General features: G+C 66.9%; 30 protein-coding genes and 1 other RNA gene. 18 read left to right on the forward strand and 13 right to left on the reverse strand.

Annotated features, from left to right (window positions below; all coding sequences use genetic code 11):
- Positions 1-27: 27 nt before the first annotated feature.
- Together BVE01S_RS01755 and BVE01S_RS01760 are read left to right on the forward strand one after the other, a co-directional pair.
- Positions 28-840: a uracil-DNA glycosylase gene (locus tag BVE01S_RS01755; RefSeq protein WP_066623439.1), complete on the forward strand. Its 813-nt coding sequence runs from the start codon at positions 28-30 to the stop codon at positions 838-840.
- 84 nt (positions 841-924) lie between these two features.
- Positions 925-2,610, forward strand: coding sequence for a lytic transglycosylase domain-containing protein (locus tag BVE01S_RS01760; RefSeq protein WP_066623442.1), 1,686 nt, complete (start codon positions 925-927; stop codon positions 2,608-2,610).
- Between the two features lie 4 nt (positions 2,611-2,614).
- Here the strand turns inward: BVE01S_RS01760 and BVE01S_RS17350 are convergent, their stop codons facing one another.
- From BVE01S_RS17350 to BVE01S_RS01770, 3 genes are read right to left on the reverse strand one after another with little or no spacing between them, the layout of a single operon-like run.
- Positions 2,615-2,746 (reverse strand): hypothetical protein, encoded by a 132-nt coding sequence (locus BVE01S_RS17350; protein ID WP_276309710.1) that lies wholly within the window; start codon positions 2,744-2,746, stop codon positions 2,615-2,617.
- A gap of 34 nt (positions 2,747-2,780) precedes the next feature.
- Positions 2,781-3,449 carry a glutathione S-transferase family protein gene (locus tag BVE01S_RS01765; protein ID WP_066623444.1) on the reverse strand — a complete coding sequence of 223 codons (669 nt, stop codon included), beginning with the start codon at positions 3,447-3,449 and terminating at the stop codon, positions 2,781-2,783.
- A gap of 22 nt (positions 3,450-3,471) precedes the next feature.
- On the reverse strand, positions 3,472-3,792 hold the full coding sequence (locus tag BVE01S_RS01770) for a DMT family transporter (RefSeq protein WP_066623452.1): 321 nt from the start codon (positions 3,790-3,792) through the stop codon (positions 3,472-3,474).
- A gap of 162 nt (positions 3,793-3,954) precedes the next feature.
- Here BVE01S_RS01770 and purB point away from each other — a divergent pair, with 162 nt between their 5' ends.
- The 3 genes from purB to BVE01S_RS01785 all read left to right on the forward strand — a co-directional run bounded on the left by purB (position 3,955) and on the right by BVE01S_RS01785 (position 6,534).
- A complete protein-coding gene (purB, locus tag BVE01S_RS01775; RefSeq protein ID WP_055752968.1) occupies positions 3,955-5,256 on the forward strand; it encodes an adenylosuccinate lyase in 1,302 nt (433 codons plus the stop codon).
- Positions 5,253-5,753, forward strand: a complete 501-nt coding sequence (locus BVE01S_RS01780) for a DNA-deoxyinosine glycosylase (protein ID WP_066623456.1) — start codon at positions 5,253-5,255, stop codon at positions 5,751-5,753. Before purB ends, BVE01S_RS01780 begins: the two co-directional genes overlap by 4 nt.
- 148 nt (positions 5,754-5,901) lie before the next feature.
- A complete protein-coding gene (locus BVE01S_RS01785) occupies positions 5,902-6,534 on the forward strand; it encodes a fasciclin domain-containing protein (protein ID WP_055752966.1) in 633 nt (210 codons plus the stop codon).
- A 184-nt stretch (positions 6,535-6,718) separates the two neighbouring features.
- Here the strand turns inward: BVE01S_RS01785 and BVE01S_RS01790 are convergent, their stop codons facing one another.
- Positions 6,719-7,042: a DUF1476 domain-containing protein gene (locus BVE01S_RS01790; protein WP_039244540.1), complete on the reverse strand. Its 324-nt coding sequence runs from the start codon at positions 7,040-7,042 to the stop codon at positions 6,719-6,721.
- A gap of 289 nt (positions 7,043-7,331) precedes the next feature.
- Between BVE01S_RS01790 and purC the strand changes: the two genes are divergently transcribed.
- The 5 genes from purC to purQ all read left to right on the forward strand — a co-directional run bounded on the left by purC (position 7,332) and on the right by purQ (position 10,861).
- Entirely contained in the window at positions 7,332-8,090 is a 759-nt protein-coding gene (purC, locus tag BVE01S_RS01795) for a phosphoribosylaminoimidazolesuccinocarboxamide synthase (RefSeq protein WP_055752965.1), read from the forward strand.
- On the forward strand, positions 8,090-8,326 hold the full coding sequence (gene purS / locus BVE01S_RS01800) for a phosphoribosylformylglycinamidine synthase subunit PurS (RefSeq protein WP_066550016.1): 237 nt from the start codon (positions 8,090-8,092) through the stop codon (positions 8,324-8,326). Before purC ends, purS begins: the two co-directional genes overlap by 1 nt.
- 96 nt (positions 8,327-8,422) lie before the next feature.
- Positions 8,423-8,902, forward strand: a complete 480-nt coding sequence (locus BVE01S_RS01805) for a YbhB/YbcL family Raf kinase inhibitor-like protein (RefSeq protein ID WP_066623459.1) — start codon at positions 8,423-8,425, stop codon at positions 8,900-8,902.
- 60 nt (positions 8,903-8,962) lie between these two features.
- A complete protein-coding gene (locus BVE01S_RS01810; protein ID WP_066624083.1) occupies positions 8,963-10,165 on the forward strand; it encodes an MFS transporter in 1,203 nt (400 codons plus the stop codon).
- Between the two features lie 33 nt (positions 10,166-10,198).
- On the forward strand, positions 10,199-10,861 hold the full coding sequence (gene purQ / locus BVE01S_RS01815) for a phosphoribosylformylglycinamidine synthase subunit PurQ (protein ID WP_017504766.1): 663 nt from the start codon (positions 10,199-10,201) through the stop codon (positions 10,859-10,861).
- Here purQ and BVE01S_RS01820 read toward each other — a convergent pair whose 3' ends face one another.
- The gene (locus BVE01S_RS01820) at positions 10,862-11,086 is read right to left on the reverse strand and encodes a hypothetical protein (protein WP_066623462.1); all 225 of its coding nucleotides are present in this window, start codon (positions 11,084-11,086) and stop codon (positions 10,862-10,864) included.
- Positions 11,087-11,142: 56 nt separating this feature from the next.
- A complete protein-coding gene (locus BVE01S_RS01825; protein ID WP_240612123.1) occupies positions 11,143-11,562 on the reverse strand; it encodes a hypothetical protein in 420 nt (139 codons plus the stop codon).
- 75 nt (positions 11,563-11,637) lie between these two features.
- Between BVE01S_RS01825 and BVE01S_RS01830 the strand changes: the two genes are divergently transcribed.
- The gene (locus BVE01S_RS01830; RefSeq protein WP_066623468.1) at positions 11,638-12,435 is read left to right on the forward strand and encodes a TspO-related membrane protein; all 798 of its coding nucleotides are present in this window, start codon (positions 11,638-11,640) and stop codon (positions 12,433-12,435) included.
- Positions 12,436-12,438: 3 nt separating this feature from the next.
- On the opposite strand, the gene BVE01S_RS01835 is transcribed toward BVE01S_RS01830, so the two are convergent.
- Positions 12,439-12,684, reverse strand: a complete 246-nt coding sequence (locus BVE01S_RS01835; RefSeq protein WP_066623472.1) for a Tat pathway signal protein — start codon at positions 12,682-12,684, stop codon at positions 12,439-12,441.
- Positions 12,681-12,821 carry a hypothetical protein gene (locus BVE01S_RS16690; RefSeq protein WP_153922446.1) on the reverse strand — a complete coding sequence of 47 codons (141 nt, stop codon included), beginning with the start codon at positions 12,819-12,821 and terminating at the stop codon, positions 12,681-12,683. Before BVE01S_RS16690 ends, BVE01S_RS01835 begins: the two co-directional genes overlap by 4 nt.
- 110 nt (positions 12,822-12,931) lie before the next feature.
- Between BVE01S_RS16690 and purL the strand changes: the two genes are divergently transcribed.
- The 6 genes from purL (at position 12,932) to BVE01S_RS01865 (ending at position 20,345) form a co-directional block, all read left to right on the forward strand.
- Positions 12,932-15,160, forward strand: coding sequence for a phosphoribosylformylglycinamidine synthase subunit PurL (gene purL / locus BVE01S_RS01840; RefSeq protein WP_066623474.1), 2,229 nt, complete (start codon positions 12,932-12,934; stop codon positions 15,158-15,160).
- Positions 15,157-15,606: a DUF305 domain-containing protein gene (locus tag BVE01S_RS01845; protein ID WP_066623476.1), complete on the forward strand. Its 450-nt coding sequence runs from the start codon at positions 15,157-15,159 to the stop codon at positions 15,604-15,606. Before purL ends, BVE01S_RS01845 begins: the two co-directional genes overlap by 4 nt.
- A 2-nt stretch (positions 15,607-15,608) precedes the next feature.
- Entirely contained in the window at positions 15,609-16,070 is a 462-nt protein-coding gene (locus BVE01S_RS01850) for a hypothetical protein (RefSeq protein WP_066623479.1), read from the forward strand.
- 105 nt (positions 16,071-16,175) lie between these two features.
- The gene (locus BVE01S_RS01855; RefSeq protein WP_066623482.1) at positions 16,176-17,567 is read left to right on the forward strand and encodes a cytochrome P450; all 1,392 of its coding nucleotides are present in this window, start codon (positions 16,176-16,178) and stop codon (positions 17,565-17,567) included.
- A 72-nt stretch (positions 17,568-17,639) separates the two neighbouring features.
- Positions 17,640-18,752, forward strand: a complete 1,113-nt coding sequence (locus BVE01S_RS01860; RefSeq protein ID WP_084375237.1) for a glycosyltransferase family 4 protein — start codon at positions 17,640-17,642, stop codon at positions 18,750-18,752.
- Between the two features lie 27 nt (positions 18,753-18,779).
- Positions 18,780-20,345, forward strand: a complete 1,566-nt coding sequence (locus tag BVE01S_RS01865) for an alkaline phosphatase D family protein (RefSeq protein ID WP_066623484.1) — start codon at positions 18,780-18,782, stop codon at positions 20,343-20,345.
- A 15-nt stretch (positions 20,346-20,360) separates the two neighbouring features.
- Here the strand turns inward: BVE01S_RS01865 and BVE01S_RS01870 are convergent, their stop codons facing one another.
- From BVE01S_RS01870 to BVE01S_RS01890, 5 genes are all read right to left on the reverse strand, one after another.
- Positions 20,361-21,182: a TIGR00282 family metallophosphoesterase gene (locus BVE01S_RS01870; RefSeq protein WP_017504752.1), complete on the reverse strand. Its 822-nt coding sequence runs from the start codon at positions 21,180-21,182 to the stop codon at positions 20,361-20,363.
- 10 nt (positions 21,183-21,192) lie between these two features.
- A complete protein-coding gene (locus tag BVE01S_RS01875) occupies positions 21,193-21,741 on the reverse strand; it encodes a 5-formyltetrahydrofolate cyclo-ligase (RefSeq protein WP_066623486.1) in 549 nt (182 codons plus the stop codon).
- A gap of 80 nt (positions 21,742-21,821) precedes the next feature.
- Positions 21,822-21,982, reverse strand: a non-coding RNA gene (gene ssrS, locus BVE01S_RS01880) — 6S RNA.
- Between the two features lie 63 nt (positions 21,983-22,045).
- Complete coding sequence (locus BVE01S_RS01885; protein ID WP_066623489.1) at positions 22,046-22,369, reverse strand: cell division protein ZapA; 324 nt, start codon at positions 22,367-22,369, stop codon at positions 22,046-22,048.
- Complete coding sequence (locus BVE01S_RS01890; RefSeq protein WP_066623492.1) at positions 22,369-22,617, reverse strand: hypothetical protein; 249 nt, start codon at positions 22,615-22,617, stop codon at positions 22,369-22,371. The genes BVE01S_RS01885 and BVE01S_RS01890 overlap by 1 nt, the downstream gene beginning before the upstream one ends.
- Positions 22,618-22,711: 94 nt before the next feature.
- Between BVE01S_RS01890 and tkt the strand changes: the two genes are divergently transcribed.
- On the forward strand, positions 22,712-24,703 hold the full coding sequence (tkt, locus tag BVE01S_RS01895; protein WP_084375238.1) for a transketolase: 1,992 nt from the start codon (positions 22,712-22,714) through the stop codon (positions 24,701-24,703).

Raw genomic sequence — 24,703 nt, forward strand, 5'->3', positions numbered from 1 at the left:
GGTCAAGGCTTATCGGTGTTCCGAGACATGAACGCGCAACCCCATGACATCGCTGCAGTCGAAAGCTTGCTCGCCTTTTGGCGGGATGCGGGGGTCGACGCTTGCTATGGCGATGCGCCCGTCGATCACACCCATGTCGCCCCGCCGCCGGCCGTAAAGGCGGTGCAGAGGGCGACGGCCTCGGTCGTCATGCCCCTGGCCGGCGTCAACGCCGATGACGCCCTCGCCGACGCGCGGCGGCTGGCCGCTGGCGCCGCGACGCTTCAGGATCTGGCGGCGGCGGTCGCGGGGTTCGAGGGCTGTCCGCTGCGCGGCATGGGCGCGACGCAATCGGTGTTCGGACGCGGCAACCCCAACGCCTCGGTTCTGATCGTCGGCGAAGGTCCAGGCGGGGATGAGGACCGGGCGGGGCAACCCTTCGTCGGCAAGGCCGGGCAGTTGCTGGACCGGATGCTGGCGGCGGCAGGCCTGACCGACAAGGTGTTCATCACCAACACCGTCTTCTGGCGCCCGCCCGGCAACCGCACCCCTAGCCCGCAGGAACAGGCGGTGTGCGCGCCCTTTGTCGAGCGCGCCTTCGCCCTGCTGAAGCCCAAGGCGGTGCTGCTGTTGGGCGCAGCCTCGGCCAAGTCGGTGCTCGGCGCCGAAGAAGGCATCATGAAGCTGCGCGGCAACTGGAAGGAATGGCGCCTGCTGGAAGGGGCGGTGTCGGCGCCCGTCATGCCGACCCTGCATCCCGCCTTTTTGCTGCGTCAGCCACAAGCGAAACGACAGGTCTGGAGCGATCTGCTTTCGCTGGCCGTTCGCCTTGAAACGGACTCGGTTGAAGAACAAGGCTAATCGCGGCATGTTCGCATGCTGACGACCGATCGCCATACACGCGCCTGTATCTTACGCGCGTCGCCAACGAGGGGGCCGCCGCTTATGTTTCTGTTCCGCCGCGCGATCCTCGCGTCGACGATCGTCCTTGCGTTCTGCGCCGCCACAACGGCCGCGACCGCCGAGACGCCCTACGGGTCAACCGCCGAGGCCAGTGCCGGTTCCGGACGTCCCACCGCGCTGAGCTCGGCCGACAGAATCTCCTACACCACCGCCTTTGACGCCCTGCGACGCGGCGACATCGAGACGGCCCGCACGGCGGCCCGTCAGGCGCAGGACCGCGTGCTGCTGGGTCAGGTCGAGTTCGAGAGCCTGTTTCATCCCGATCATGTCGCCACCTACGAAGAGCTGACGGCCTGGCTTGAGACCTATTCGGATCTGCCGTGCGCGGACCGGGTCTATACGCTGGCGCTGCGTCGTCGCCCCGACGGCGCGCCCGAGCCGGTGCGTCCTGGCGGCGTGCTGGGCCGCACTTGGAACAGTCTGGTCAGCGCCGTGTCCGGCGACGGCGGCGTGACCGATCCGGCCAAGGCGGCGCGCGTCGCCTACAACAATGACGACCTGACCGGCGCCTCGGCCCTGGGGCGCCAGATCGGCGACTGGTGGACGGTCGGCCTGGCGGAATGGCGCCTGGGCCAGTTCCACGAATCCTTCGCCGCCTTCGAACGCGTCGCCAACGATCCAACCGAGGACGCCTGGGTCCGCGCCGGCGCCGCCTTCTGGACCGCGCGCGCCGCCGCCCAGTCCGGTCGCCAGGATCGCGTCACCGACTATCTGCGCCTGTCGGCCCAGTGGCCCGCCACCTTCTATGGCCAGATCGCCCTGCGTCAGCTCGGAGAAGAGCCGACGATCGAGAACATGGGCCCCCGCCCCTACGAAGCCGAGCCACGCCTGCGCCGCGCCGCCTATGTGCCCCAGAGCGCCGCCGTCGAACCGACCGCCCTGGAAGCCTTCGTCCAGGCCGACGCCCGCGCCAAACGCACCGTCGCCTTCTATGAGGTCGGGCGCAATGCCGATGCCGAGACCGAGCTGCGGTCCGGGCTGCGCACCGCCGTGGGCGATGCGGCCAAGATGTGGACGGCCCTGGCGCGCGCCATCCTGCCGGTCAATAACGGCGACGCCACGCGCATCGACGCGACGCGCTATCCCATCCCGGACCTTACGCCCGAAGGCGGCTTCGTCATCGAGCGGGCGCTGGTCTACGCCCTGGCGCGCAAGGAAACCGACTTCAATCCGAACGCCCGTTCCAGCGTCGGCGCCTATGGGCTGATGCAGGTCATGCCGACGACGGCGGCCGAGATGACCGGCGATCGCACCTTCGTCTCGGACCCGACCAAGCTGCTGGTTCCGGCGGTCAACATGCGTCTGGGCCAGGCCTACATCAACAAGATGCTGGCCCTGCCGGCCTTCCAGGGCGATCTGCTGCGGGCCGTGGCCTCCTACAACGCCGGGCCGGGGCCGATGCTGGCGGCCGTCAGGAAGCTGGGCGCGGACGCCGATCCCCTGCTGCTGATCGAGACGATCGACGTGCCCCAGGCGCGCGACTACGTCGAAAAGGTCATGGCCAGCTACTGGATCTATCAGCGCTTGTTCGGCGGCCCGCTGAAGACGCTGGACGCCGTCGCGTCGGGGGCGCGCGCCGTTCCGATGGCGCTGGATTACGTCGCCCCGCCTCCGCAAGCCGAGACGGTTCTAATCGCCGAGACCACGCCCATCGCCGGCGCGCGCTGACCTCCTAGAAGACCGCGAACAGCAGGCTGGCCCAAAACGCCGCCCCGACCAAGGCCGCAAGCCCATAGGCCATGACCGGATTGAGGCCGCGCGCAGCGGCTTGGGTCGAAGGGCTGGGCAGGACCGGGCGCGTCATTCCATCGAAATAACAGCGCTCACTTAACGCTGCGTCAGCCGGGATGGTTGTCGCGCGTTAAGCCCAGCGCGTCGGCTTCCCACTCAAGAAAGTGCGAATGGGCCAACAAGGTCTCAGCATAGGCCTGGGCCGTGCCGTCGTCTCCGTGGGCGGCGAGGTCCAGCTGGAAATGGCGGATGCGGGCGGCGACCGGCGTGAAAAAGGCGTCCGGCACGGACCAGTCGCCGAACAGATACGGCCCGCTCGCGCCGAACCGGTCACGCAGGCTCCGCCACAGTTCGACGATCCGGCGCAAATCCTTTGCCAGGCCCGGATGGTCCGGCGCCGGTGCGCGGCTGGGGCCGACCATCCAGTGATCCGGGCCGGTCGAACAGGCCGTGCGCAAGGCGGCGAAGCCGCCGTGCATCTCGCACGCCGCCGAACGCGCCAGCCAGCGCGCATGGTCGTCTGACGGCCAGAGGCGGGCTTGCGGATAGCGTTCGGCCGCCCAGACGGCGATGGCCATCGAATCCCAGATCACCTCGCCCTCGACCTTCAGCACCGGGACAAGGCCGGACGGCGAATGTTCACGGATGCGCTGATCGGTGTCAGGCTGGTTCAGCGGCACGATGATCTCGTCGAAGGCCGCGCCGCAATGTTTCAGCACCAGCCACGGCCGCAGCGACCACGTCGAATAGGCTTTGTCGCCGATCACCAGTTCCATCACGCGTCTCCTGTCGCCGCCATCAATGGCTCGCCGCCAGCTTCAGCACAACCAGGCCCGATGCGACCAGGGCGACGCCCGCGATCCTGAGCGGCGTCAGCGGCTCGCCAAGAAAACCCGCGCCCACCACAAAGGCGCCGACCGCGCCGATGCCGGTCCAGATGGCGTAGGCGGTGCCCAACGGCAGGGTCTTCATCGCCAGCGACAGCAGACCGAACGAACCGATCATGAAGACGATCATGCCCACGGTCGGCCACGGTCGCGTGAAGCCGGCCGACGCCTTCATCAGAAACGCCCAGACGACTTCGAGCAGGCCGGCGAAAAGAAGGAATACCCAGGCCATGACATTCTCCCTGCATGGCGTCGGGTCGTCCCGGCGTTGGTCCCATGTGGGGGAGGTCGTCCTCCTGAAAGCGCGCTGAATCTGGGACAACCGCCGGCAAAGTCAACCGCGCCGTCCCGCAAACCTTGACTCCACGCCCCCCACGACCGACACGACCCGCCCATGATCACGCGCTACTCCCGCCCCGTCGCCGCCGCCATCTGGTCCCAGGAAACCAAGTACAAGATCTGGTTCGAGATCGAGGCCCACGCCGCCACGAAGATGGCCGAGTTGGGCGTGATCCCCAAGGAATCGGCCGACGCCATCTGGGCCAAGGGCAAGGATGCGACCTTCGACGCCGATCGCATCGACGAGATCGAACGCACCACCAAACACGACGTGATCGCCTTCCTGACGCACGTCGCCGAGATCGTCGGCGAGGAAGCCCGCTTCCTGCACCAGGGCATGACTTCCTCGGATGTGCTGGACACCTGTTTCGCGGTTCAGCTGGCGCGCTCGTCGGACTTGCTGATCGAAGGCGTCGATCGCGTTCTGGCCGCGCTGGAGACCCGCGCAAAGGAGCATAAATACACCCCGACCGTGGGCCGTTCGCACGGCATCCACGCCGAGCCCGTCACCTTCGGCCTGAAGCTGGCCGGCTATCATGCCGAGTTCCAGCGCGCCAAACGCCGCCTGATCACCGCCAAGGAAGAGATCGCCACCTGCGCCATTTCGGGCGCCGTCGGCACCTTCGCCAACGTCGATCCGGCGGTCGAACAGTATGTCGCCGACCAGATGGGCCTGACGGTCGAGCCGGTCTCGACCCAGGTCATCCCGCGCGACCGCCACGCCGCTTTCTTCGCCGCCCTGGGCGTCGTCGCCAGTTCGGTCGAACGTCTCGCCGTCGAGATCCGCCACCTGCAACGCACCGAAGTCCTCGAAGCCGAGGAGTTCTTCGACAAGGGTCAAAAGGGCTCGTCGGCCATGCCGCACAAGCGCAACCCGATCCTGACCGAGAACCTGACCGGTCTGGCCCGTCTGGTCCGTTCGGCCGTGACGCCCGCGATGGAGAACGTCGCCCTGTGGCATGAGCGGGACATCAGCCACTCCTCGGTCGAGCGCGGCATCGGCCCGGACGCCACCATCCACCTGGACTTCGCCCTGCACCGTCTGGCCAATGTAGTCGAGCGGCTGAACGTCTACCCAGAGAATATGCAGAAGAACATCGACCGCCTGGGCGGCCTGGTGCACTCGCAGCGGGTGATGCTGGCCCTGACCCAGGCCGGCGTGTCGCGCGAAGACGCCTATGCCGCCGTTCAGGAAAACGCCATGAAGGTCTGGCGCGGCGAAGGCGCCTTCCTGGATTTCCTGAAGGCCGACGACCGCGTCACCCTGCCCGCCGACCAGCTCGAAGCCCTGTTCGACCTCGGCTATCACACCAAGAACGTGGACGTGGTGTTCAAAAGGGTGTTCGGAGACGCGTGACGGACATCCGACGCGTTGGCTTCGCCCCCGTCGTCGATGCGGAAACCCGATTGTTGATCCTGGGCAGCCTGCCCGGCGACGCCTCGCTGAAGGCGGCCCAGTACTACGCCCATCCGCGCAACGCCTTCTGGCCGCTGATCAGCGGGGTGCTGGGTGAAGACCTGGCGGCACAACCCTATGAGCAGCGGCTGGATCGATTGAAGGCGCGCGGCGTGGGCCTGTGGGATGTGATTGCGTCGGCGGAAAGGTCGGGCAGTCTGGATGCCGAGATCCGCTCGCCGGAGGCGGCTGATCTGCGCGGCCTGATCGGCAGCTTGCCGCGGCTGAGAGCGGTCGCCTTCAACGGCAAGCTGGCGGCCAAGTTGGGACGGCGCATTATGGGCGACGTCGCAGGGGTTCGCTTCATCGACCTGCCCTCATCCAGCCCTGCTCATGCGATTCCACTGACGAGCAAGGCGAATGTCTGGAATTCGTTGACCGATCTGGTTGAGCGATAGGTTTCTTGCTGCAAAGCAGCATAGAAATGCGCGAGACAACTGAATGGTGAAGCTGCGATGTCTTGTCGCGCGACATGCATCCATTGTTCGTTGTCGCGCGTAACGTTCCCGTTACCGCCTTGAGAGCGGCCCAAAGGGAACGAAACACATGACCAAACTTCGCAATCTTATGCTCGTCGCCGTCTCCGGCGGCGCGCTGATGGCGCTCGGCGCCTGCGGCAACAACGAGCCGGCCGCCACGACGCCGGCGGAATCGACCGCCATGGCCCCGGCTGACGGCGCCGCCATGGCGCCCGCGACCGACCCGATGGTGGGTGGCGCGGCCATGAGCCCGAACGAAACGATCGTCGCCAACGCCTCCAAAGCCTCCAACCTGACGACCCTGGTCGCCGCCGTGAAGGCCGCCGGCCTTGTCGACACCCTGCAGGGCGCGGGCCCGTTCACGGTCTTCGCCCCTGACAACGCCGCTTTCGAGAAGATCCCCGAGGCGACGCGCACCAGCCTGATGCAGCCGGCGATGAAGGCGGATCTGACCAAGATCCTGACCTACCATGTGGTCGCCGGTCGTCTGACGGCTGCCGATATCGCAGCCCAGGCCGAGGCCAACGGAGGCACCGCCACGCTGAAGACGGTTCAGGGTGAAGAACTGAAGGTGTCGGCCGGCCCGAACAACACCTGGGTCATCACCGACGCCAAGGGCGGCAAGTCCACGATCACCCAGGCCGACGTGGGCCAATCGAACGGCGTCGTCCACGTCGTCGACACGGTTCTGATGCCGTAAAAATATTTGGTTTCGGGCGGCGACGCCTGAAACCAAATCTCGGCCCTGGTGTTCTTTAGGGGCGCGAGACGCACAGTACGCCGGGTGAGACATCCCCCCAACGTCCCCGGCAAGAAGAAAGGGCCGCACTTTCCCCCGGGTGCGGCCCTTTCGAATTCTCAGATCAGTCCAAAGACCGAGGTGATTACTCGCCGGCGCGAATCTGCTCGCGAGCGATCGAGGCCAGTTCGTCGATCTTGGAGCGAATCTCGCCCTCCGACACCGACAGGCCCGAGGCCTTGAAGTCGCCGGCGACCTTGCGGAACACGTCCTCGTCCCCCGGCTGCTCGAAATCGGCGCGCACCACGGCGGCGGCGTACTGGTCCGCACTTTCGCTCGACAAGCCCATCTTTTCGGCAGCCCAAAGGCCCAGCATCCGGTTGCGCCGGGCGATGGCCTTGAACTCCTGCTCCTGATCGAGGGCGTATTTGGCTTCGAAAGCCTTTTCCCGATCGTCGAAGGTCGTCATTTCGCTCAGCAAAGCTCCGTCCACCCCGCTAACGTCGGGGCAAGCGCCGTCTATAGACCGCCCGCCCGCGAACGCAACCTGACTTCCGTCGCATGGACATCCTGTCCCCAGTGAATGCGGCGCCGGCCATCCTCATTTGTATCGAGGGCCGCCTTCGGCTAAGGAGACCCCGAACGAGATTGACTGCCCGAACGATTCCGAAACGCGCCGCCAGGACCGGGTCTTCCCCCTCCACATATGGCCGCGCGATTTTTGTTTCTGGAGGGCGCCCGTAAGCCGGGACCGGACCATGAACAGCAAGCGCAAGAAGATCTACGAAGGCAAGGCCAAGATCCTGTACGAAGGACCCGAGCCCGGCACCCTGATCCAGTATTTTAAAGACGACGCCACCGCCTTCAACGCGCAGAAGAAGGCCGTTCTTGAAGGCAAGGGCGTGGTCAACAACCAGATCAGCGAGTTCATCATGTCGCGCCTGAACGGCATCGGCGTGACCAACCACTTCATCAAGCGTCTGAACCTGCGCGAGCAGCTGATCCGCGAAGTCGAGATCATTCCGCTGGAAGTCGTGTGCCGCAACATCGTCGCCGGCTCGATGAGCCAGCGCCTGGGCATCGAGGAAGGCACGCCCCTGCCCCGCTCGATCATCGAATTCTACTACAAGAAGGACGAGCTCAACGACCCGATGGTCACCGAAGAGCACATCACCGCCTTCAACTGGGCCTCGACCCAGGAGCTGGACGATATGCTGGCGATGACGGTGCGGGTGAACGACTATCTGTCGGGCATGTTCAGCGCCGTCGGCATCACCCTGGTCGACTTCAAGATCGAGTTCGGTCGGGTGTGGGAAAACGACTTCAGCCGCGTCCTGCTGGCCGACGAGATCAGCCCCGACAGCTGCCGCTTGTGGGACGCCTCGACCGGTGAGAAGCTGGACAAGGACCGTTTCCGCCGCGACCTGGGCAATGTCATTGAAAGCTATACCGAAGTCGCGCGTCGCCTGGGCATCATGAAGGGCATGCCGACGGTGATCCAGGGAGGACTGCACTGATGGCCAAGGTAAAAGTTCACGTCTTCCTCAAGCCCGGCGTCCTGGATGTTCAGGGCAAGGCCGTCGAAGGCGCCCTGCAGGGTCTGGGTTGGTCGGGCGTCTCCAATGCCCGCGTCGGCAAGCTGATCGAGTTCGACCTCGCCGGCGCCGAAGACCCGCAAGGCGAAGCCAAGAAAATGTGCGAGCAGCTGCTCGCCAATACGGTGATCGAAAGCTACCGCATCGAGGCGGCGTAAGGTCTGCTGTCTCCTCTCCCATGTCTTGGGAAGGGGACGGTTGCATCCTTCGGCATCGACGCCAGTTTAGCAGACGGCTTGATTGACGGAGCGCCCATGACCTTCACCCTCACCTCTACCGATATTCAGGACGGCGGCGTGCTGCCGGACGCCCAGGTTCACGCCAAGGGCAATCAATCGCCCCAACTGTCTTGGTCAGGCGCGCCGGAGGGGACCAAGAGCTATGCGATCACCTGCTATGATCCCGATGCGCCGACCGGCTCGGGCTTCTGGCACTGGACAGTGGCCAATATTCCGGCGGATGTGACCGAGCTGCCGTCCGGCGCCGGTTCGCCGGGCGGGCATCTGCCCCACAGCGCCATCCAGGGCCGCACAGACTATGGTCAGCCCGGCTTCGGCGGCGCCGCCCCGCCCCCCGGCCATGGCCCGCACCGTTACATCTTCACCGTCTTCGCCGTGGATGTCGAAAGCCTGGAGGTCACTGCCGACAACTCCGGCGCCGTGTTCGGCTTCAACCTGCACTTCCACACCCTGGCCAAGGCGTCGATCACGGCCACCTACGAAAACAAAGCGTGATCGTTGCAGGGCGGCGTCGCCCTTGTGGCGTCATGAACGCTGATTAGTGTGCAGCGCAACATGACCGACGCCGCCCTCGACACTCCCCTTCCCGTCCGCTCACGCGGGGCGGTCGCCCTTGTGCTGATCGCCCTGGCCATGGGCGGGTTCGCGATCGGCGTGACCGAGTTCGCGGCCATGAGCATCCTGCCGGACTTCGCCGCCGGGCTTGGCGTGGATGCGCCAACGGCGGGCCATGTCATCAGCGCCTATGCCGCCGGCGTCGTGGTCGGCGCGCCGATCCTGGCGGTCCTAGGCGCACGCTACCCACGCTGGCTGCTGTTGATCGCCTTCATGGCCCTGTTCGCCATCGGCAATGTGGCCAGCGCCCTGGCCCCAACCTACCACTGGATGCTGGTCTTCCGCTTCCTCAGCGGCCTGCCGCACGGGGCCTATTTCGGCGTGGCGGCCCTAGTCGCGGCCTCCATCGTGCCGCTGCATTTTCGCACCCGTGCAGTTTCGACCATCCTGATGGGGCTGACGGTCGGCACCGTTCTGGGCGTGCCCGTCGTCAACATGATCAGCCATGCCCATGGCTGGCGCTGGACCTTCGCCATCGTCGGCGTGCTGGCCGTCGTCACCATGGCCCTGGTCGCCCTGTTCGCGCCGCGCGATCCTGCCCACCCCGACGCCAGCCCCTGGCGCGAGTTGGGCGCCCTCAAGCGCGGCCAGGTCTGGCTGACGCTGGGCGTGGGCGCCATTGGCTTTGGCGGCATGTTCGCGGTCTACGCCTATCTCGCCTCGACGCTTGAGGCGGTGACGGGCGCCGGCCCCGACGTCCTGCCCTGGGTCTTCGCCGTGTTCGGGGTCGGCATGTTCCTCGGCAATATCCTAGGGGCCTGGGCGGCGGATCACCTGGGGTTCAAGGCGGCTGGCGGCCTGTTGCTCTGGAGCGCAGCGGCGCTGGCGCTTTATCCTCTGGCAGCGCCCCACCTGTGGGCCGTGATGGTCGTGGTTTTCCTGATCGGCGGCGGAGGCGGCCTGGGTTCGATTCTGCAGACGCGGCTGATGGACGTCGCCGGCAACGCCCAGACCCTGGCGGCGGCGCTCAATCATTCGGCGTTCAACACGGCCAACGCCATCGGCCCGCTGCTCGGCGGGATGGCGATCGCGGCGGGCTATGGCTGGGCCTCGACCGGCTGGGTCGGCATGGGCCTGTCCCTGGGCGGCTTTGTCATCTTCCTGATCGCCTGGCTGACCGGTCGGGCGCGCGCGACGGCCTGACAAGGCGAAAGAACCCTGCTAAAGGCCCGCGCCATGAGCGCAGCCGTCATCGTCTTCCCCGGTTCCAACTGTGATCGCGACTGTAAGGTCGCCGTCGAACGCTCCACCGGCGAGCCGGTCTCCATGGTGTGGCACGCCGAGACCGAACTGCCCCAGGGCCTGGACCTGATAGTCATCCCCGGCGGTTTCTCCTACGGCGACTATCTGCGCTGCGGCGCCATGGCGGCCCAGTCGCCGGTCATGCAGGCGGTGAAGAAGGCCGCGGACGATGGCGTCGCCGTGGTTGGCATCTGCAATGGCTTCCAGATCCTGTGCGAGGCCGGAATGCTGCCCGGCGCCCTGCTGCGCAACAAGGGTCTGAAATACGTCTGCAAGCCGATCGCCCTGACCGTCGCCAACGGCCAGACCCGCTTCACCGCCGGCTATCAGGGCCAGCGCGAAGTGACGATGACCCAGGGCAACGGCGACGGAAACTTCTTCGCCGACGCCGAAACCCTCGCCCGGATCGAGGGCGAGGGTCAGGTCGTCTTCCGCTACGTCGACAACCCGAACGGCTCGGTCAACGATATCGCCGGCATCCAGAACGCGCGCGGCAACGTCCTGGGCATGATGCCTCACCCGGATCGCGCCTTCGAAGCCGAACTCGGCTCCGCCGACGGCGCGACCCTGTTCCAGAGCATCTACGCGGCTGCCTGATCAGTCGGCGTCGTCGACGCCCTGAACGGCCAGGCTTTCGTCCAGTTCGTCAGCGTCGGTCGATACGCCGTCTTCAGAGCCTTCGTCCTCGTCCGGCGTAACCACGCCGCCCGGTTCGCGCTGGGCGGCCAGCTCGCGGGTGCCGACGCCGAGGCCCTGTTCGATGGCGCGGTTGGCGGCGACTTCGTCTTCGAGCGAGGGCTGGGTGTTTTCGATATCGGCCATGATGGGCTCCTAAGTGTTGACTGCATCTGACAACCACACGGTCGGGCCGATTGTTCCTAACGGCCGAAAAACGGCTCCAGACTGGCGCGGGACAGCGGACGGAAGATCAGGAATTGACCGTCCACCGTCACCGTGACCTCGTGCGCCTGAGGGCGCTGTAGCAAGGCAGGGTCGTCGAGCGACACGGCGCGGCCCGAGGCGATATCGCGCGCATCCAGCGCCGGCGTCGTCGGCCGTCTGTTCTCGTTGGCGAGCGCCGACAGGAAACCCCGCACCTCATTGGCCTGCTGCTGAGGCGTCAAGGCTGCGCGAACACGTGACCAGGCAGTCTGGACCGAAATGGGCAGCGGCGCTCCGGTCGTCTGCGCGGACGCCTGGCCCGCCACCATTACCAATGCGATCAACAGAGCCGGCAGGGAGGCTTTGAGCGTCATGTCGGGCAGGATGACGCCGACGGCACCCAATGCAAGCTTCACTTTTCTGCCGCTCGCGGTGAACCTTCTGGCGTGGCGAGGCGTAAAGGCGGAAACAAGCGTCGCACTGGAAATCGAATGTCGTCCATCATCCGTCCCACGCCCCGCCAACGCACCCGTCGTCTGGTCGTCCTGGCCGCCGCCCTGTTCGCGATCGTCGTACCTCTGGTGCAGAACCTGGCGGGCCTGGGCCTGAACCAGGCCGAGTTCGCTGCAGACGGCAACAGCACCCTGCGCGTTGCGGGCTACGCCTTCTCGATCTGGGGCCTGATCTATGTCGGTATTCTGGCCTATGCGATCCGTCAGGCCCTGCCACAGACGGGCGAAAGCTCGCTGCTGGGCCGGATGGGTCTGCCGTCCGCCGTCGCCTTCTTCGGCATCGGATTCTGGATCATTGTGGCGGCCCTGAACCTGAAGGCCGCCAGCGTGGGCGTGATTTTCGCCTCGCTGATCGCGCTGTTACTGCCGATGCTGGCCGTATCCGGCCACATCCGCGCGCTGGGGATGTTCGATCGCGAGCGCATCCTGCTGGTCTGGCCGCTCGCGGCACTGGCGGGCTGGCTGACGGTGGCTGCGCCGTTGAACCTGATCACGACGGCGACCGCGTTCAACGCTCTTCCCGCCGCCCTGTCGCCTGACCTGTGGGCCATCGTCGCCATCGTCGCCGTCACGGTCGTCGCCCTGGCGGTGACGGCGGTCCTGCGCACCCTCGCCTATCCGGCGCCGACGGCCTGGGGCCTTCTGGGCGCGTTCGTCGCCGAACAGGCGGACAAGCCGACCGTCGCCTTCACGGCCCTAGCCGGTGCGATCGTCCTGCTGATCGGCGGCCTGCTGCTGACCTTCCGCATGCGACCCGGCGTCGAACGCGCTCGCTAAGCCTCAGGGTTTGTCGGTGACCGCGTCGTCCTGAGGCGCGTGGTCATCGGCGCCCACGTCGAAGGCGCCGGTTTCATCGAAGCCGACGCTGCCGACCCCGACGGCCGAACCGGTCAGCCGCTGACGCCGGCTGGCCAGAGCCGCTTCAGGCGCTGCGGCGTCCATCTGTGCGGTAGTTTTTGGATCATTTGAACGATCCATCTGCTGGCCCGAGGCCGGGACGATGCGGTCGGTGTGGGGCTTGCTCACGCCTCGTCCTCCTCGGCGTCATCGGCCTGTTTCTGAGCCCGTTCGGCCAGAGCAGAGGCGCCGGCGTCGTCGGCGGCGATCTCGGGCAGGTCGTCGTCTTCGGGGGTGGCGGCGGGGTCGATGGGCGTGTCGGTCATGGCGGCTCCTTTGGCTGTCGACGGAATCAACCACCTGCGATGGACGATGTTCCCCGTTCTTGCGCCGCGCGGGCTGACATTCGGCCCATCTGCGGCTAGAAGCGCCGCCCATGAGCGCTCCGCAAAAGACCCCCCAGAAGTCGATGGCTGAACTGGCCGCCGAATACGGCCTGGCCCCCAATGAATATCAGGTCGTCCTCGACCGGCTGGGGCGCGAGCCCAACCATGTCGAGCTGGGCGTCTTTTCGGTCATGTGGTCCGAGCACTGCTCCTACAAGTCCTCCAAGATCCACTTGGGCAAGTTCCCGACCACCGGCGAGCGCGTCATCTGCGGGCCGGGCGAGAACGCCGGGGTGATCGACATCGACGACGGCGACGCCTGCATCTTCAAGATGGAGAGCCACAACCACCCGTCCTACATCGAACCTTATCAGGGTGCGGCGACGGGCGTGGGCGGCATCATGCGCGATGTCTTCACCATGGGCGCGCGCCCGGTGGCCCTGCTTAACGCCCTGCGTTTCGGCGATCCCGGTCACGAGAAGACCAGACGCCTGGTCAAGGGCGTGGTCTCCGGCATCGGCGGCTATGGCAACTGCGTCGGCGTGCCGACGGTCGCGGGCGAGACTAACTTCCACAAGGGTTACAACGGCAACATCCTGGTCAACGCCATGTGCGTCGGCCTGGCCCGCGCCGACGAAATCTATTATTCGGCCGCGCCGGAGGCGGGCCATGATGTCGTCTATTTCGGGTCCAAGACCGGTCGCGACGGCATCCACGGCGCGACCATGTCCTCGACCGAGTTCGACGACGAGTCGGAGGCCAAGCGCCCCACGGTCCAGGTCGGCGACCCCTTCGCCGAAAAACTGCTGATCGAGGCGACACTGGAGCTGATGGCGTCCGGGGCCGTCGCCGCCATTCAGGACATGGGCGCGGCGGGCCTGACCTCTTCATCCGTCGAAATGGCGGGCAAGGGCGGCGTCGGCATTGAACTCAACCTCGACAAGGTGCCGCAGCGCGAAACCGGCATGACGGCCTATGAGATGATGCTGTCGGAAAGCCAGGAGCGGATGCTGGCGGTGCTGAAGCCCGGCTATGAAGACGTCGGCTATCGCATCTTCCAGAAGTGGGGCCTGGACTTCGCCATCATCGGCCAGACCACCGACACCGGCCACCTGGTGCTGAAGCATCACGGCGAAACCGTCTGCGACGTGCCGCTTGCGCCGCTTTTCGACGACGCGCCCCTGTATGACCGTCCCTGGGTCCAGCCGGAGCTTGAGCCCAAGCTGAACCACTCGGACATTCCTGCGCCCGAAAACTGGGCCGATGCGGTGATGAAGGTCGTCGCCTGCCCCGACATGGCCTCCAAGCGCTGGATCTGGGAACAGTACGACCGCCACGTCATGGCCGACACGCTGCAGGACTCGGCGACCGGCGCCGACGCCGGCGTGGTGCGCGTGCATGGCACGGACAAGGGTCTGGCCGTTACCTCGGACTGCACCCCCCGCTACGTCCAGAACGACCCCTACGAGGGCGGCAAACAGGCGGTGGCCGAGGCCTGGCGCAACCTGACCGCCGTCGGCAGCCGTCCGATCGCCATCACCGACAACCTGAACTTCGGCAATCCGCAGCGCCCGGAGATCATGGGCCAGATCGTTCGCGCCATCGACGGCATGGCCGAGGCCTGCCGCGAGTTGGTGTTCCCGGTCGTGAGCGGAAACGTGTCACTCTATAACGAAACCAACGGCGTCGCCATTCCGCCGACCCCGACCGTGGGCGCCGTCGGCCTGCTGCCCAACTACGATGTGGTGACCGGCTTTTCGACCATGGCCGAGGGCGATGCGCTGGTCCTGATCGGCCAGACCCACGGCGAACTGGGGGCGTCCATCTATCTGCGCGAGGTCCTGGGCCGCGAGGACGGCGCCCCGCCGGCCGTCGATCTGAGGCTTGAAAAGAAGACCGGCGATTTCATGCGCAGCCTGATCGAGGCGGGCGAACTGACCGTGGTTCACGACCTTTCGGACGGCGGCCTGATCGGCGCCGCCGCCGATCTGGTGCTGGCCTCCGACGTCGGCGTGACCCTGGACGCCTCCAGCGCGACCCACGCCCATATCTTCCTGTTCGCCGAGGACCAGGCTCGTTACCTGGTCGCTGTCCCTGACGCCGACGCCATCATCGCCAAGGCGCGCGAGGCGGGTCTGCACGCTTCGGTCGTCGGCCATGCGGGCGGAGCCGCCTTCGCCTCCAAAGGCGACAAGGGCGAACTGTTCAGCATCCCCGTCGCCCATCTGCGCGAATGGCATGAAGGCTGGATGCCGGGTTGGCTGGGCGACGCGGCATGATCCGAGTCCTGACGCCGCTCGTCCTGCTGAGCCTACTGAGCGCCTGCGACGGCGGCGGCGATCCGGTGCAGCAGGCGCTTCGCGACACCTCCGCCGCCAACCAGGCCGCGGCGGCGCGCACGACCGAACAGATGCAGGCCGCCGGTCACGACGGTCACGCCATGGGCGGCTCTACCCCCGGCGTCACGCCTGGAGATCGGGCCTTCGCCGCCTCCGAGGCCGAGATGCACCGGAAGATGGCCGCCGCCTCGGGTCAGACGATCGACCAGGCCTATGTCGCCAAGATGATCGCCCACCACGAAGGCGCCGTCGCCATGGCCAAGGTCGCCCTGCGCGACAGCCGCGACCCGGAAATCCGCCGCATGGCCCAGAGCGTCGTCGACACGCAGTCGCGCGAGATCGCCGAAATGAAGGCCTGGGCGCCGACCGCGCCTCCGGCGAACTGAGATTGGCGAACGGACCCTATCGCGGCGGCGGAAAGCCAACGGCGCCCACCCGCACCAAGGCCGCGTCGGCTGGGCGCCCGTCTTCCAAGCCTTCGCAGATCACCAAAGACGAACTGAAGCATTTCGCCTTTCGTGATCGTTCCAAAGAGGCGTTTCTGGACGAGCTCGACCCTCTGCTCCGCGCCTGTTTCAAAAGCGGCTTCACCCGGCCCAACGAGATCGCCGGCCTGCTGAACAAGGCGGGCAAAAGCACCGCCTGCGGCCAGCCGTGGACGCCTCACCTCGTCTGGGGTCTTCAACGCTTCCTTTTCGAAAGGCGCGAAAAGAAGAGAGCGGCTCAAGCCGCGGCCCCCGTAGCGACGGCTTCGAGACCCACCGTGTCCAGCCAGCGCGCGAAAGACTTCGCCGCCGAAGATATGACGCGGTTGCTCGCCGCGATCGGCAGGGCGCGCCCGCCGCGTTGACGCCGCGTTGACGTCGCATTGATCCCGCATGAACGTAGGAGCCGGATGGCGCGTTTCAGGAGCGATGCGCCTGGCTGAACCGGCGACTTGAACAGGGAGCGTCTGATGGACGCGACGACCGCCGACACCATCTTCCGCCCGGCCATACCGCCCCGGCGCGTGGGCAAACCGCTCTCGCTGCTGCCCTTCCTGTGGATCAGCTGGCGCGATCCGATCCAGATGTGGTCCGAGCGGCATTTCACCGAGCCGCAACTGCATGGATCCTCAGCCTTCGGCGAAATCCTGGTGGTCAGCCATCCCGAGGGCGTGCGTCACGTCCTGACCGAGAACGCCGCCAACTATGTGAAGGGCGATCTGCAACGGCGGGTGCTGGGGCCGATGCTGGCTGAGGGCCTGCTGCTGACAGAGGGCGAGGTTTGGCGTCGCGCTCGGCGTATCCTCGCGCCCCTGTTCACCCCGGCCAAGATGGCCACTCTGAACGCCCGGATGGCCGAGGTCTGTCACGCGCGCGTGGCCGCCTGGTCGCTGTCGGCGCGCGGGCGGGTGCTGGATATCGACAGCGAAATGTCGGGCCTGACCTTCGACATCCTGTCCGCAACCATGTTCTCGGACGAACTGGGCGGCGAGGCGCGTGGGTTCGAGCGGGCGCTGAACCAGTTCCTGGCCAACGGTGCGCGCATCGATCCGCTGGACGTGCTGGGCGCGCCGGACTGGGCCCCGCGCCTGGGCCGGCTGGCCAGTTTCCGCTCGGCCCGCTTCTTCGAGCAGCGCGTCACGAAGCTGGTCGAGGCCCGACGCGCCCGGATCGAGAGCGGCGACGCGCCGCCGGCCGACCTGCTCAGCGCGCTTCTGCTGGCCAAAGACGAGAACGGTGGTCCGGGCCTGACCGACGAAGAGGTCGCGGCCAACATTCTGACCTTCATCCTGGCGGGTCACGAGACGACGGCCCGCGCCCTGGGCTGGACCCTGCATCTGCTGTCGCGCCAGCCGGAGTATTTGGCCCGGCTCCAGGCCGAGGCCGACACCTTCGAAGTCTCCGATCCTAAATGGGCCGAGGCCCTGCCCTGGACGCGCGCTGTGCTGGAGGAGACGATGCGCCTGTTTCCGCCCGCCCCGACCATGGCCCGCAAGGCCCTGGCCGACGACGAGATCGGTGGACAGACGATCAAGGCTGGCGCCACGGTCATCATATCGCCGTGGATTCTCCAGCGTCACCAGCTGCTGTGGGACGACCCCGACGCCTTCCAGCCCGAGCGTTTCCTGCCCGAGAACCGCAAGGCCATTGATCGCTACGCCTATATTCCCTTCAGCGCCGGCCCGCGCGTCTGCATCGGCGCCGCCTTCGCCCTGCAGGAGGCGATGATCGCGCTCGCCGCCATCCTTCGCGTCGCCGATGTCGAGGCCCTGACCAATGCGGAACCCCGTCCGGTCCACCAGATCACCCTGCGCAGCCGCGAGCCGATGCGATTGCGGCTGAGGGCGCGGCGCAAGGGCTGACCAAGCGGCGCCGTCGCCGTTCCGCCACGAACCGTCTATAGGTCGCGCCATCCTTCCCCTTGGAGGTCGCCCTTGCGCACCGCCATCCTGCTCCCTCCGGGATGCCTGTTTTCCGAAGCCCAGCCGAACTCGATGGAGACGGTCGTGCGAACGATGGCGGGCGTCGATCAGGGCGGCGAGACGCGCATCTTCTGCTGCCAAGGCGCGGACGACGGCGTTTCAACGAGCGTGGACGCCCTGCCGGCGGGGCGCAGCCGCATACCCACCCTGATCGAAAGGCTGCGCGCCTTTCGGCCCGATGTGATCGAACATCATCAGCAGGTAAAGCAAGCGCTGGCGGTGCAGCAGGCCCTGCCGGACACCCCGCACCTGCTCTATCGCCACAACGCCCTGCGCGCCCCGCGCCACCCCATCGACCGCTGGCGTTATCGGGCGCGTTATGAGCGGCTAGACGGCCTGGTTTTCGTCAGCGTGGCGGAGCGCGACGCCTTCGTGCGCACCTTCCCAGATCTGAATGACCGGGCGTTCGCGGTGCCCAACCCCATCGACGCCGGCGCGTGGCTGGCGTCGCCCGAGAATCGACAGACGGTGATCGCCTTCGCTGGTCGCGCCATGCCGGAAAAGGGCGTCGATGTGTTGTGCGCCGCCCTGCCCTGCGTTCTGGACGCCCATCCCGACTGGCGCGCGGTGCTGATGCTGAACGACTGGGACGATCATGCGCGCTGGGCGGCCCGACATGTCGCGCCGCTAGAAAAGTATGGCGACCGGGTCGAGGTGCTGAAGTCCGCGCCTTTGGGCGAGGTGCGGCGACGGATGCAGACGGCCGCCATCGCCCTGACGCCTTCGGTCTGGGACGAGCCGTTCGGTCTGACGGCGATCGAGGCCCATGCGGCGGGCGCGGCCCTGATCTCCTCCGGCCGGGGCGGCCTCCGTGAGGCCAGCGGCGATCACGCCCTCTATGTCGACGCCGTAACGTCTGCGACCTTGCGGTCAGCCATGGACCGCCTGATCCGCAACCCGGATGAGCGCGTCGCCTTGGCCCGCGCAGGACAAGGCTACGTCATGGATGTTCATACGCCGCAACGCCGCGCCGCCGAACTGGAGCAGGTTCGTCGGGTTGTGAGGGACCGACGCCGATCGACGGCTGAACATGCCGCTCGGAAATCTGTCACATCGCCGCGATAGAGCCGGTCTGAAGTCCGGGAGCCTTCGATGACGACACTCGCCCTCTCTCGCCGTTCGATGCTGGCCGCCTTCGGGGGAAGCCTGGCGCTGTCGCATACCGGCCCCGCCCTGGCCCAGGCCGTCTTCGACACCAACCCCTTCCGACTGGGCGTCACGGCCGGCGATCCTCTGCCCGACGGCTTCGTCATCTGGACGCGACTTGCGCCTGATCCCCTCGCCTATGGCTCCGGCATGCCCCGCGCGCCTGTCGCCGTGAAATGGGAGGTCGCCGCCGACCGGGGCTTCAACACTGTCGTCCGCTCCGGTGAGGCGATCGCGCGACCAGAACTGGGCCACTCCGTGCACGTCGAGGTCGAAGGGCTGGAGCCGGCCCGCCCCTATTTCTACCGTTTTCAATGCGGGACCGAACGCAGCGGTGTCGGTCGCGCCAAAACCGCGCCCCTGGCCGGCGCCTCGCCCGCTTCCGTCCGCTTCGGCGTCGCCGGCTGCCAGGCCTATGAGCAGGGCTATTACACCGCCCACCGCAAGATGGCGGCGGAGGATCTCGATTTCATCTTCTGCTACGGCGACTACATCTACGAAAATCGGGGCGACCCGATCTATCAGTCGGCCGCCGGCCCGCTGGACAATACGCGCGTCCATCTGGGCGGGGAGGTCTACAGCCTCGACGACTATCGCCGCCGCTATTCCCAGTACACGATGGATGCGGACCTGCTGGCCTCGCGCGCCTCGGCGGCTTGGTTCTGCACCTATGACGACCACGAGGTCGACAACGATTGGGTCAGCGACACAGACCAGGAAGGCTCTCCGCCGGAGGTCTTCCTGCTGCGGCGCGCCGCCGCCATGCAGGCCTTCTACGAGTTCATGCCGATGCGGAAGTCGGCCTTCCCGCGCGGCGCCGCCATGCAGGCCTATCGCCGCGCCCAGTACGGCGACCTGCTGGACGTGGCATTCCTCGACACCCGACAGTTCCGCTCGAACCAGCCCTGCGGCGGCCGCTTCAACGTCACCTGCCCCGGCATAGAGGCGACGGCGGCCCAGGTGCTGGGCGACGCTCAGGAGGCCTGGCTGCTGACCAATCTGGATCGCTCGAAGGCCCGCTGGAAGGCCCTGGCCCAGCAGGTCATGATGATGGACCTGAACCGCAACACTTCCGGCGGCCAGGGGGTCAACACCGACAGCTGGGCCGGCTATCGCGTGCCCCGCAATCGCCTGCTGCGCCACATCCGCGACCGCCGCATCGACAATGTGGTGGTCCTGACCGGCGACGAACATCAGAACTACGCCGGCGGCCTGTGGCTGGACGGCAGCCAGCCCGAAGGCGCCCCCATCGCGATCGAGTTCGTCGGCACCTCGATCAGCTCGCGTGGCGACGGCTCGGATCGCGGCTCCGACTACGAGGCGTTCATGGCGGCCAATCCACAGCTGACGTTCCGAAACTCCCAGCGCGGCTACATGGTCTGCGAAGCGACGCCCAACCTCTGGACCACCCAGTTCAAGGTTCTGGACAAGGTGTCGGACCGCGACGGGACGCTCAGCCTGCGCCAGACCATGGTGATCGAGGCCGGCTCGAACACCCTTACAACTGCCTGAGCGGTCGGCGCCGGATCAGACGACCGGGATCGCCTGAGACAACCGCCCGCCAACCCGGATCGGCTCGACCCGCGTCGCCAGCCCCGTCCGGTCGTCGGTCTCGACGAAGACCCCGCATACCGTCGCGGGTCCGGAGGCCGGCATGTAGCGACCGCCCGAAATCCGGGTGGTGAAGCGGCGAAGCGGCTCTTCCTTCTCGTTGCCGATCACGCTGTCGTAGTCGCAGCAGCCCCCGGCGTCGGTCTGATAGGCCGTGCCGCCGGGCAGGATTTGACAGTCGGCGGTGGGCACATGGGTGTGGGTGCCGACCACCAGCGATGCGCGCCCGTCGCAGAAATGGCCCATCGCCATCTTCTCGGACGTCACCTCGGCATGCATGTCCACGATAACGGCGTCTGCCACCGCGCCCAGCGGCGCCGCCGCCAGTTCGCGCTCCACCGCGCCGAACGGATCGTCCATCGGGTCCATATGCACCCGGCCCAGCACGTTCATTACCAAGACAGTGCGGCCCGAATGGGTCTCGAACAGATTGGCGCCGGCGCCCGGCGCATCCATCAGGCGCGGATAGTTGGCCGGACGGATCAGGCGCGGCTCGCGCACAATATAGGTCAGGGCCTCGCGTTGGTCCCAGCTGTGGTTGCCCAGCGTCAGGCAGTCGGCGCCCGCCATGAACAGCTCGCGCGCCGTGTTCTCGGTGATGCCGAAGCCGCCCGCGGCGTTCTCCGCATTCACGACCACGAAGTCGAGCTTCAGGTCCCGCTTCAGGCCCGGAAGATGATCGCTGATCCCGTCACGGCCGGACTTGCCGATGACGTCGCCGAAAAATGCCAGTCTCATGCAAAAAGTCTCATTCGAAAGCCGTATAGCCGGTCTCGGTCAGAACGCCATGCAGTCGAATGTCGTGCGGCTCCAACGCCAGCCGCTCGACCCTTTGGCCGGCGTAGGCGAAACCGATGCGGATGGCGTCGGGTCGCGCGGCGAAGGTCCGGTCATAATAGCCGCCGCCCTGCCCCAGGCGCCCGCCCTGATCGTCAAAGGCCAGCAGCGGCGTCAGGATCAGGTCCGGCATGACGACCTCGGCCAGCGGCAGCGGCGCGGGGCATCCGGCGGCGTCCACCTCCAGCGGCTCGCCGGGCGACCAGGCGCGGAACTCCATCGGCGCGTCGCGCTGGACCACGACCGGCAGGCACAGCCGGCGACCCGCCGTCTCCAGCGCCGCGGCCAGGGCGTCGGTATCCAGCTCCGACCCCATGGCGCGATAGAGCGCGACGATCCGAGCGGCCGGAAGCGCATCGGCATGGTCCCCAGCCCGGCTGGCGGCCAGCGGATCGACCTCGGCCAGACGCTTGCGCAAGGCGCGGGCAGCCGATCGAAGTTCGTGCTTGTCCTGGATCATCGAACCGCCCCTGCGAACGGGTGCTCATATCGAGAGCCGCCGCGCCGCGAGCGATAGCACACTCGCAAAGAGAGGAAGGTGGCGGCGCCGCACGAACCGTGAAGAACGTTTAAATCCTCTCGACCTGGGTAGCCAGGTGGGCTCCGTATGCCCAAGCCCTCGAGCCCGGACAGGGACAGATCCCTATGAGTGAATTAAGGTCAGAAGGATATGTTGTCTTCGACGTGAGCCGCAGCAAGACCCGCCGTCGATCAAGATAGGCCTTCGCCGGTCCCGACGCCAGCATCCGCAGCGGAATAATCGACTACAGGTTTTGGGCGATCTTTTCGATCCGCGCGGCGACGGCGTTCAGCGCCTCGGCGACCCCGTCCGTCGAGGCCGGAACCGGGGCTGTCGCTGAAGAAGGCCCCGCCTTGCCGGCGTTCAGCCGCGCCTCATGCAGTTCGTCGGCCAGGATCAGCGCGGACATCAGAAACAGCCGCAGATCGCCGACATGGCCCACGTCGCCTGCGACCTGGCGCACCTGATTGTCGAACTGTTTGGCCAGGATGCGGACCCGCTCTTCCTGCCCGTCGGCGCACCCCACCGCATAGGGGCGGCCGTTGACCTCGACCGTCACCGTCGCCATCAGACGGCCTCGCTTTCGGCTAAGGCCTCGCGCACGGCCTGGGCGGCGCGGCCCAGCGCCTCGGACGCCTCGCGCCCGGCGGCCTCCAGTTCGGTCACGCGCTGATCTGTGGCACGCGGCGCGAACAGGTCGTCGTCCGCGATCGCGGGCGCCGAGGCGGGCCGCGCCTTCAGCTCCAGAATCTTGCGTTCCAATTCGGCCAGGGCGCGGTCAATACGCGCCCGTGCGGCCGTGGTGGCGTCTGCCATCGGTCGCTCCTTTAGATTCCGTATAGAAGCCGAGGACGCGCCGGGGTAAAGGGGCGCGCCCCCTTTTTCCGCCTTCCCAACAGAGGTCTCCACAGTGACCGACGCCAAAACCGCACCCAAGGCCACGCCCGAGCAGATGGCGAACGCCATTCGCGTCCTCGCCATGGACGGCGTCGAAAAGGCCAAATCCGGCCACCCCGGCATGCCGATGGGCATGGCCGATGTCGCCACGGTGCTGTTTTCCCGCTTCCTGAAGTTCGACGCCTCGCGCCCCGACTGGGCCGACCGCGACCGCTTCATCCTCTCGGCCGGCCACGGCTCGATGCTGATCTACGCCCTGCTGCACCTGACCGGCTACAAGGGCGCGACGAAGGAAGAACTGTCCAACTTCCGCCAGTGGGGCTCCAAGACCGCGGGCCACCCGGAGTACGGCCATATGCCCGGCGTCGAGGTCACCACGGGCCCGCTGGGCCAGGGTCTGGCCACTTCGGTCGGTTTCGCCATGGCCGAGCGCCATCTGGCGGCGAAGTATGGCGATGATCTGGTCGATCACCGCACTTGGGTCATCGCCGGCGACGGTTGCCTGATGGAAGGCGTGTCGCAGGAAGCCATCGCGCTTGCCGGCCGCTACAAGCTGAACAAGCTGCACGTCCTTTGGGACGACAACGAGATCACCATCGACGGCAAGGTCTCCCTGTCGGACACCACCGACCAGAAGGCTCGCTTCAAGGCCGCCGGCTGGGCGGTCAAGGCGATCGACGGCCACGACATGAACGCCATCAAGGGCGCGATGAAGTGGGCCATGCGTCAGGACAAGCCCACCCTGATCGCCTGCAAGACCAAGATCGGCAAGGGCGCCGCCACGATGGAAGGCAGCCACAAGACCCACGGCGCGGCCCTGGGCGCCGCCGAGATCGCCGCCACGCGCCTCGGCCTGGCTTGGGATCACGATCCCTTCGAAATGCCCCAGACGATCGCCGACGCCTGGAAGAAGGTCGGCCGTCGCGGCGCCAAGGACCGCAAGAAGTGGGAGGCCCGCCTCGCCGCCTCAGCCCAGGCCGCCGACTTCACCCGCGCCATGAAGGGCGACCTGCCCGAGGCCGCCTTCGACGCCCTGAACGCCAAGATCGCCGAACTGGTCGAGACCCAGCCGGCCCAGGCGACACGCCAGTCGTCGGGCGCCGCGCTGGACGAACTGTTCGCCGCCATTCCCGAACTGGTCGGCGGCTCGGCCGACCTGACCGGCTCGAACAACACCTTCGTCAAGGGCACGCCGATCCTGGATGCGCCAACCTATGAAGGCCGCTACGTCAACTGGGGCATCCGCGAGTTTGGCATGGCCGCCGCCATGAACGGCCTGGCCTTGCACGGCGGGGTCATTCCCTACGGCGGCACCTTCATGGTGTTTTCGGACTACAGCCGCCCGGCCATCCGTCTGGGCGCCCTGATGGGCGTGCGCGCCATCCACGTCCTGACGCACGATTCGATCGGCTTGGGCGAAGACGGCCCGACGCATCAGCCGGTCGAACATCTGGCGGCGCTGCGCGCCATTCCGAACCTGTTGGTCTTCCGCCCCGCCGACACCATCGAGGCCATGGAATGCTGGCAGATCGCCCTGCAGACCAAGACCGCGCCGTCGGCCCTGGCCCTGTCGCGCCAGAAGACCCCAGCTGTCCGCACCGTCGCCTCGACCGAAAACCTGTCCGCCAAGGGCGCCTATGAGATCAAGGCCGCCAATGGCGAGGCCAAGGTCACACTGTTCGGCACCGGCACGGAACTGGCCCTGGCGCTGAAGGCCGCCGAAACCCTCGAGACCGAAGGCACGCCGACCCGCGTCGTCTCGGTCCCCTCGTTCGAACTGTTCGAACAGCAGGACGCCGCATACCAGGCCTCGGTGATCGGCCGCGGCACGGTCCGCGTCGCCGTGGAAGCCGCGATCAAGCAAGGCTGGGAACGCTTCATCGGCGAAGACGGCGCCTTCATCGGCATGACCGGCTTCGGCGCCTCGGCCCCGGCCGAGGTTCTGTACGAGAAGTTCGGCATCACCTCGGACGCCATCGTCGCGGCGGTCAAGGCGCGGCTTTAA

Source organism: Brevundimonas vesicularis NBRC 12165 (assembly GCF_001592205.1).
Lineage (GTDB): Bacteria > Pseudomonadota > Alphaproteobacteria > Caulobacterales > Caulobacteraceae > Brevundimonas > Brevundimonas vesicularis.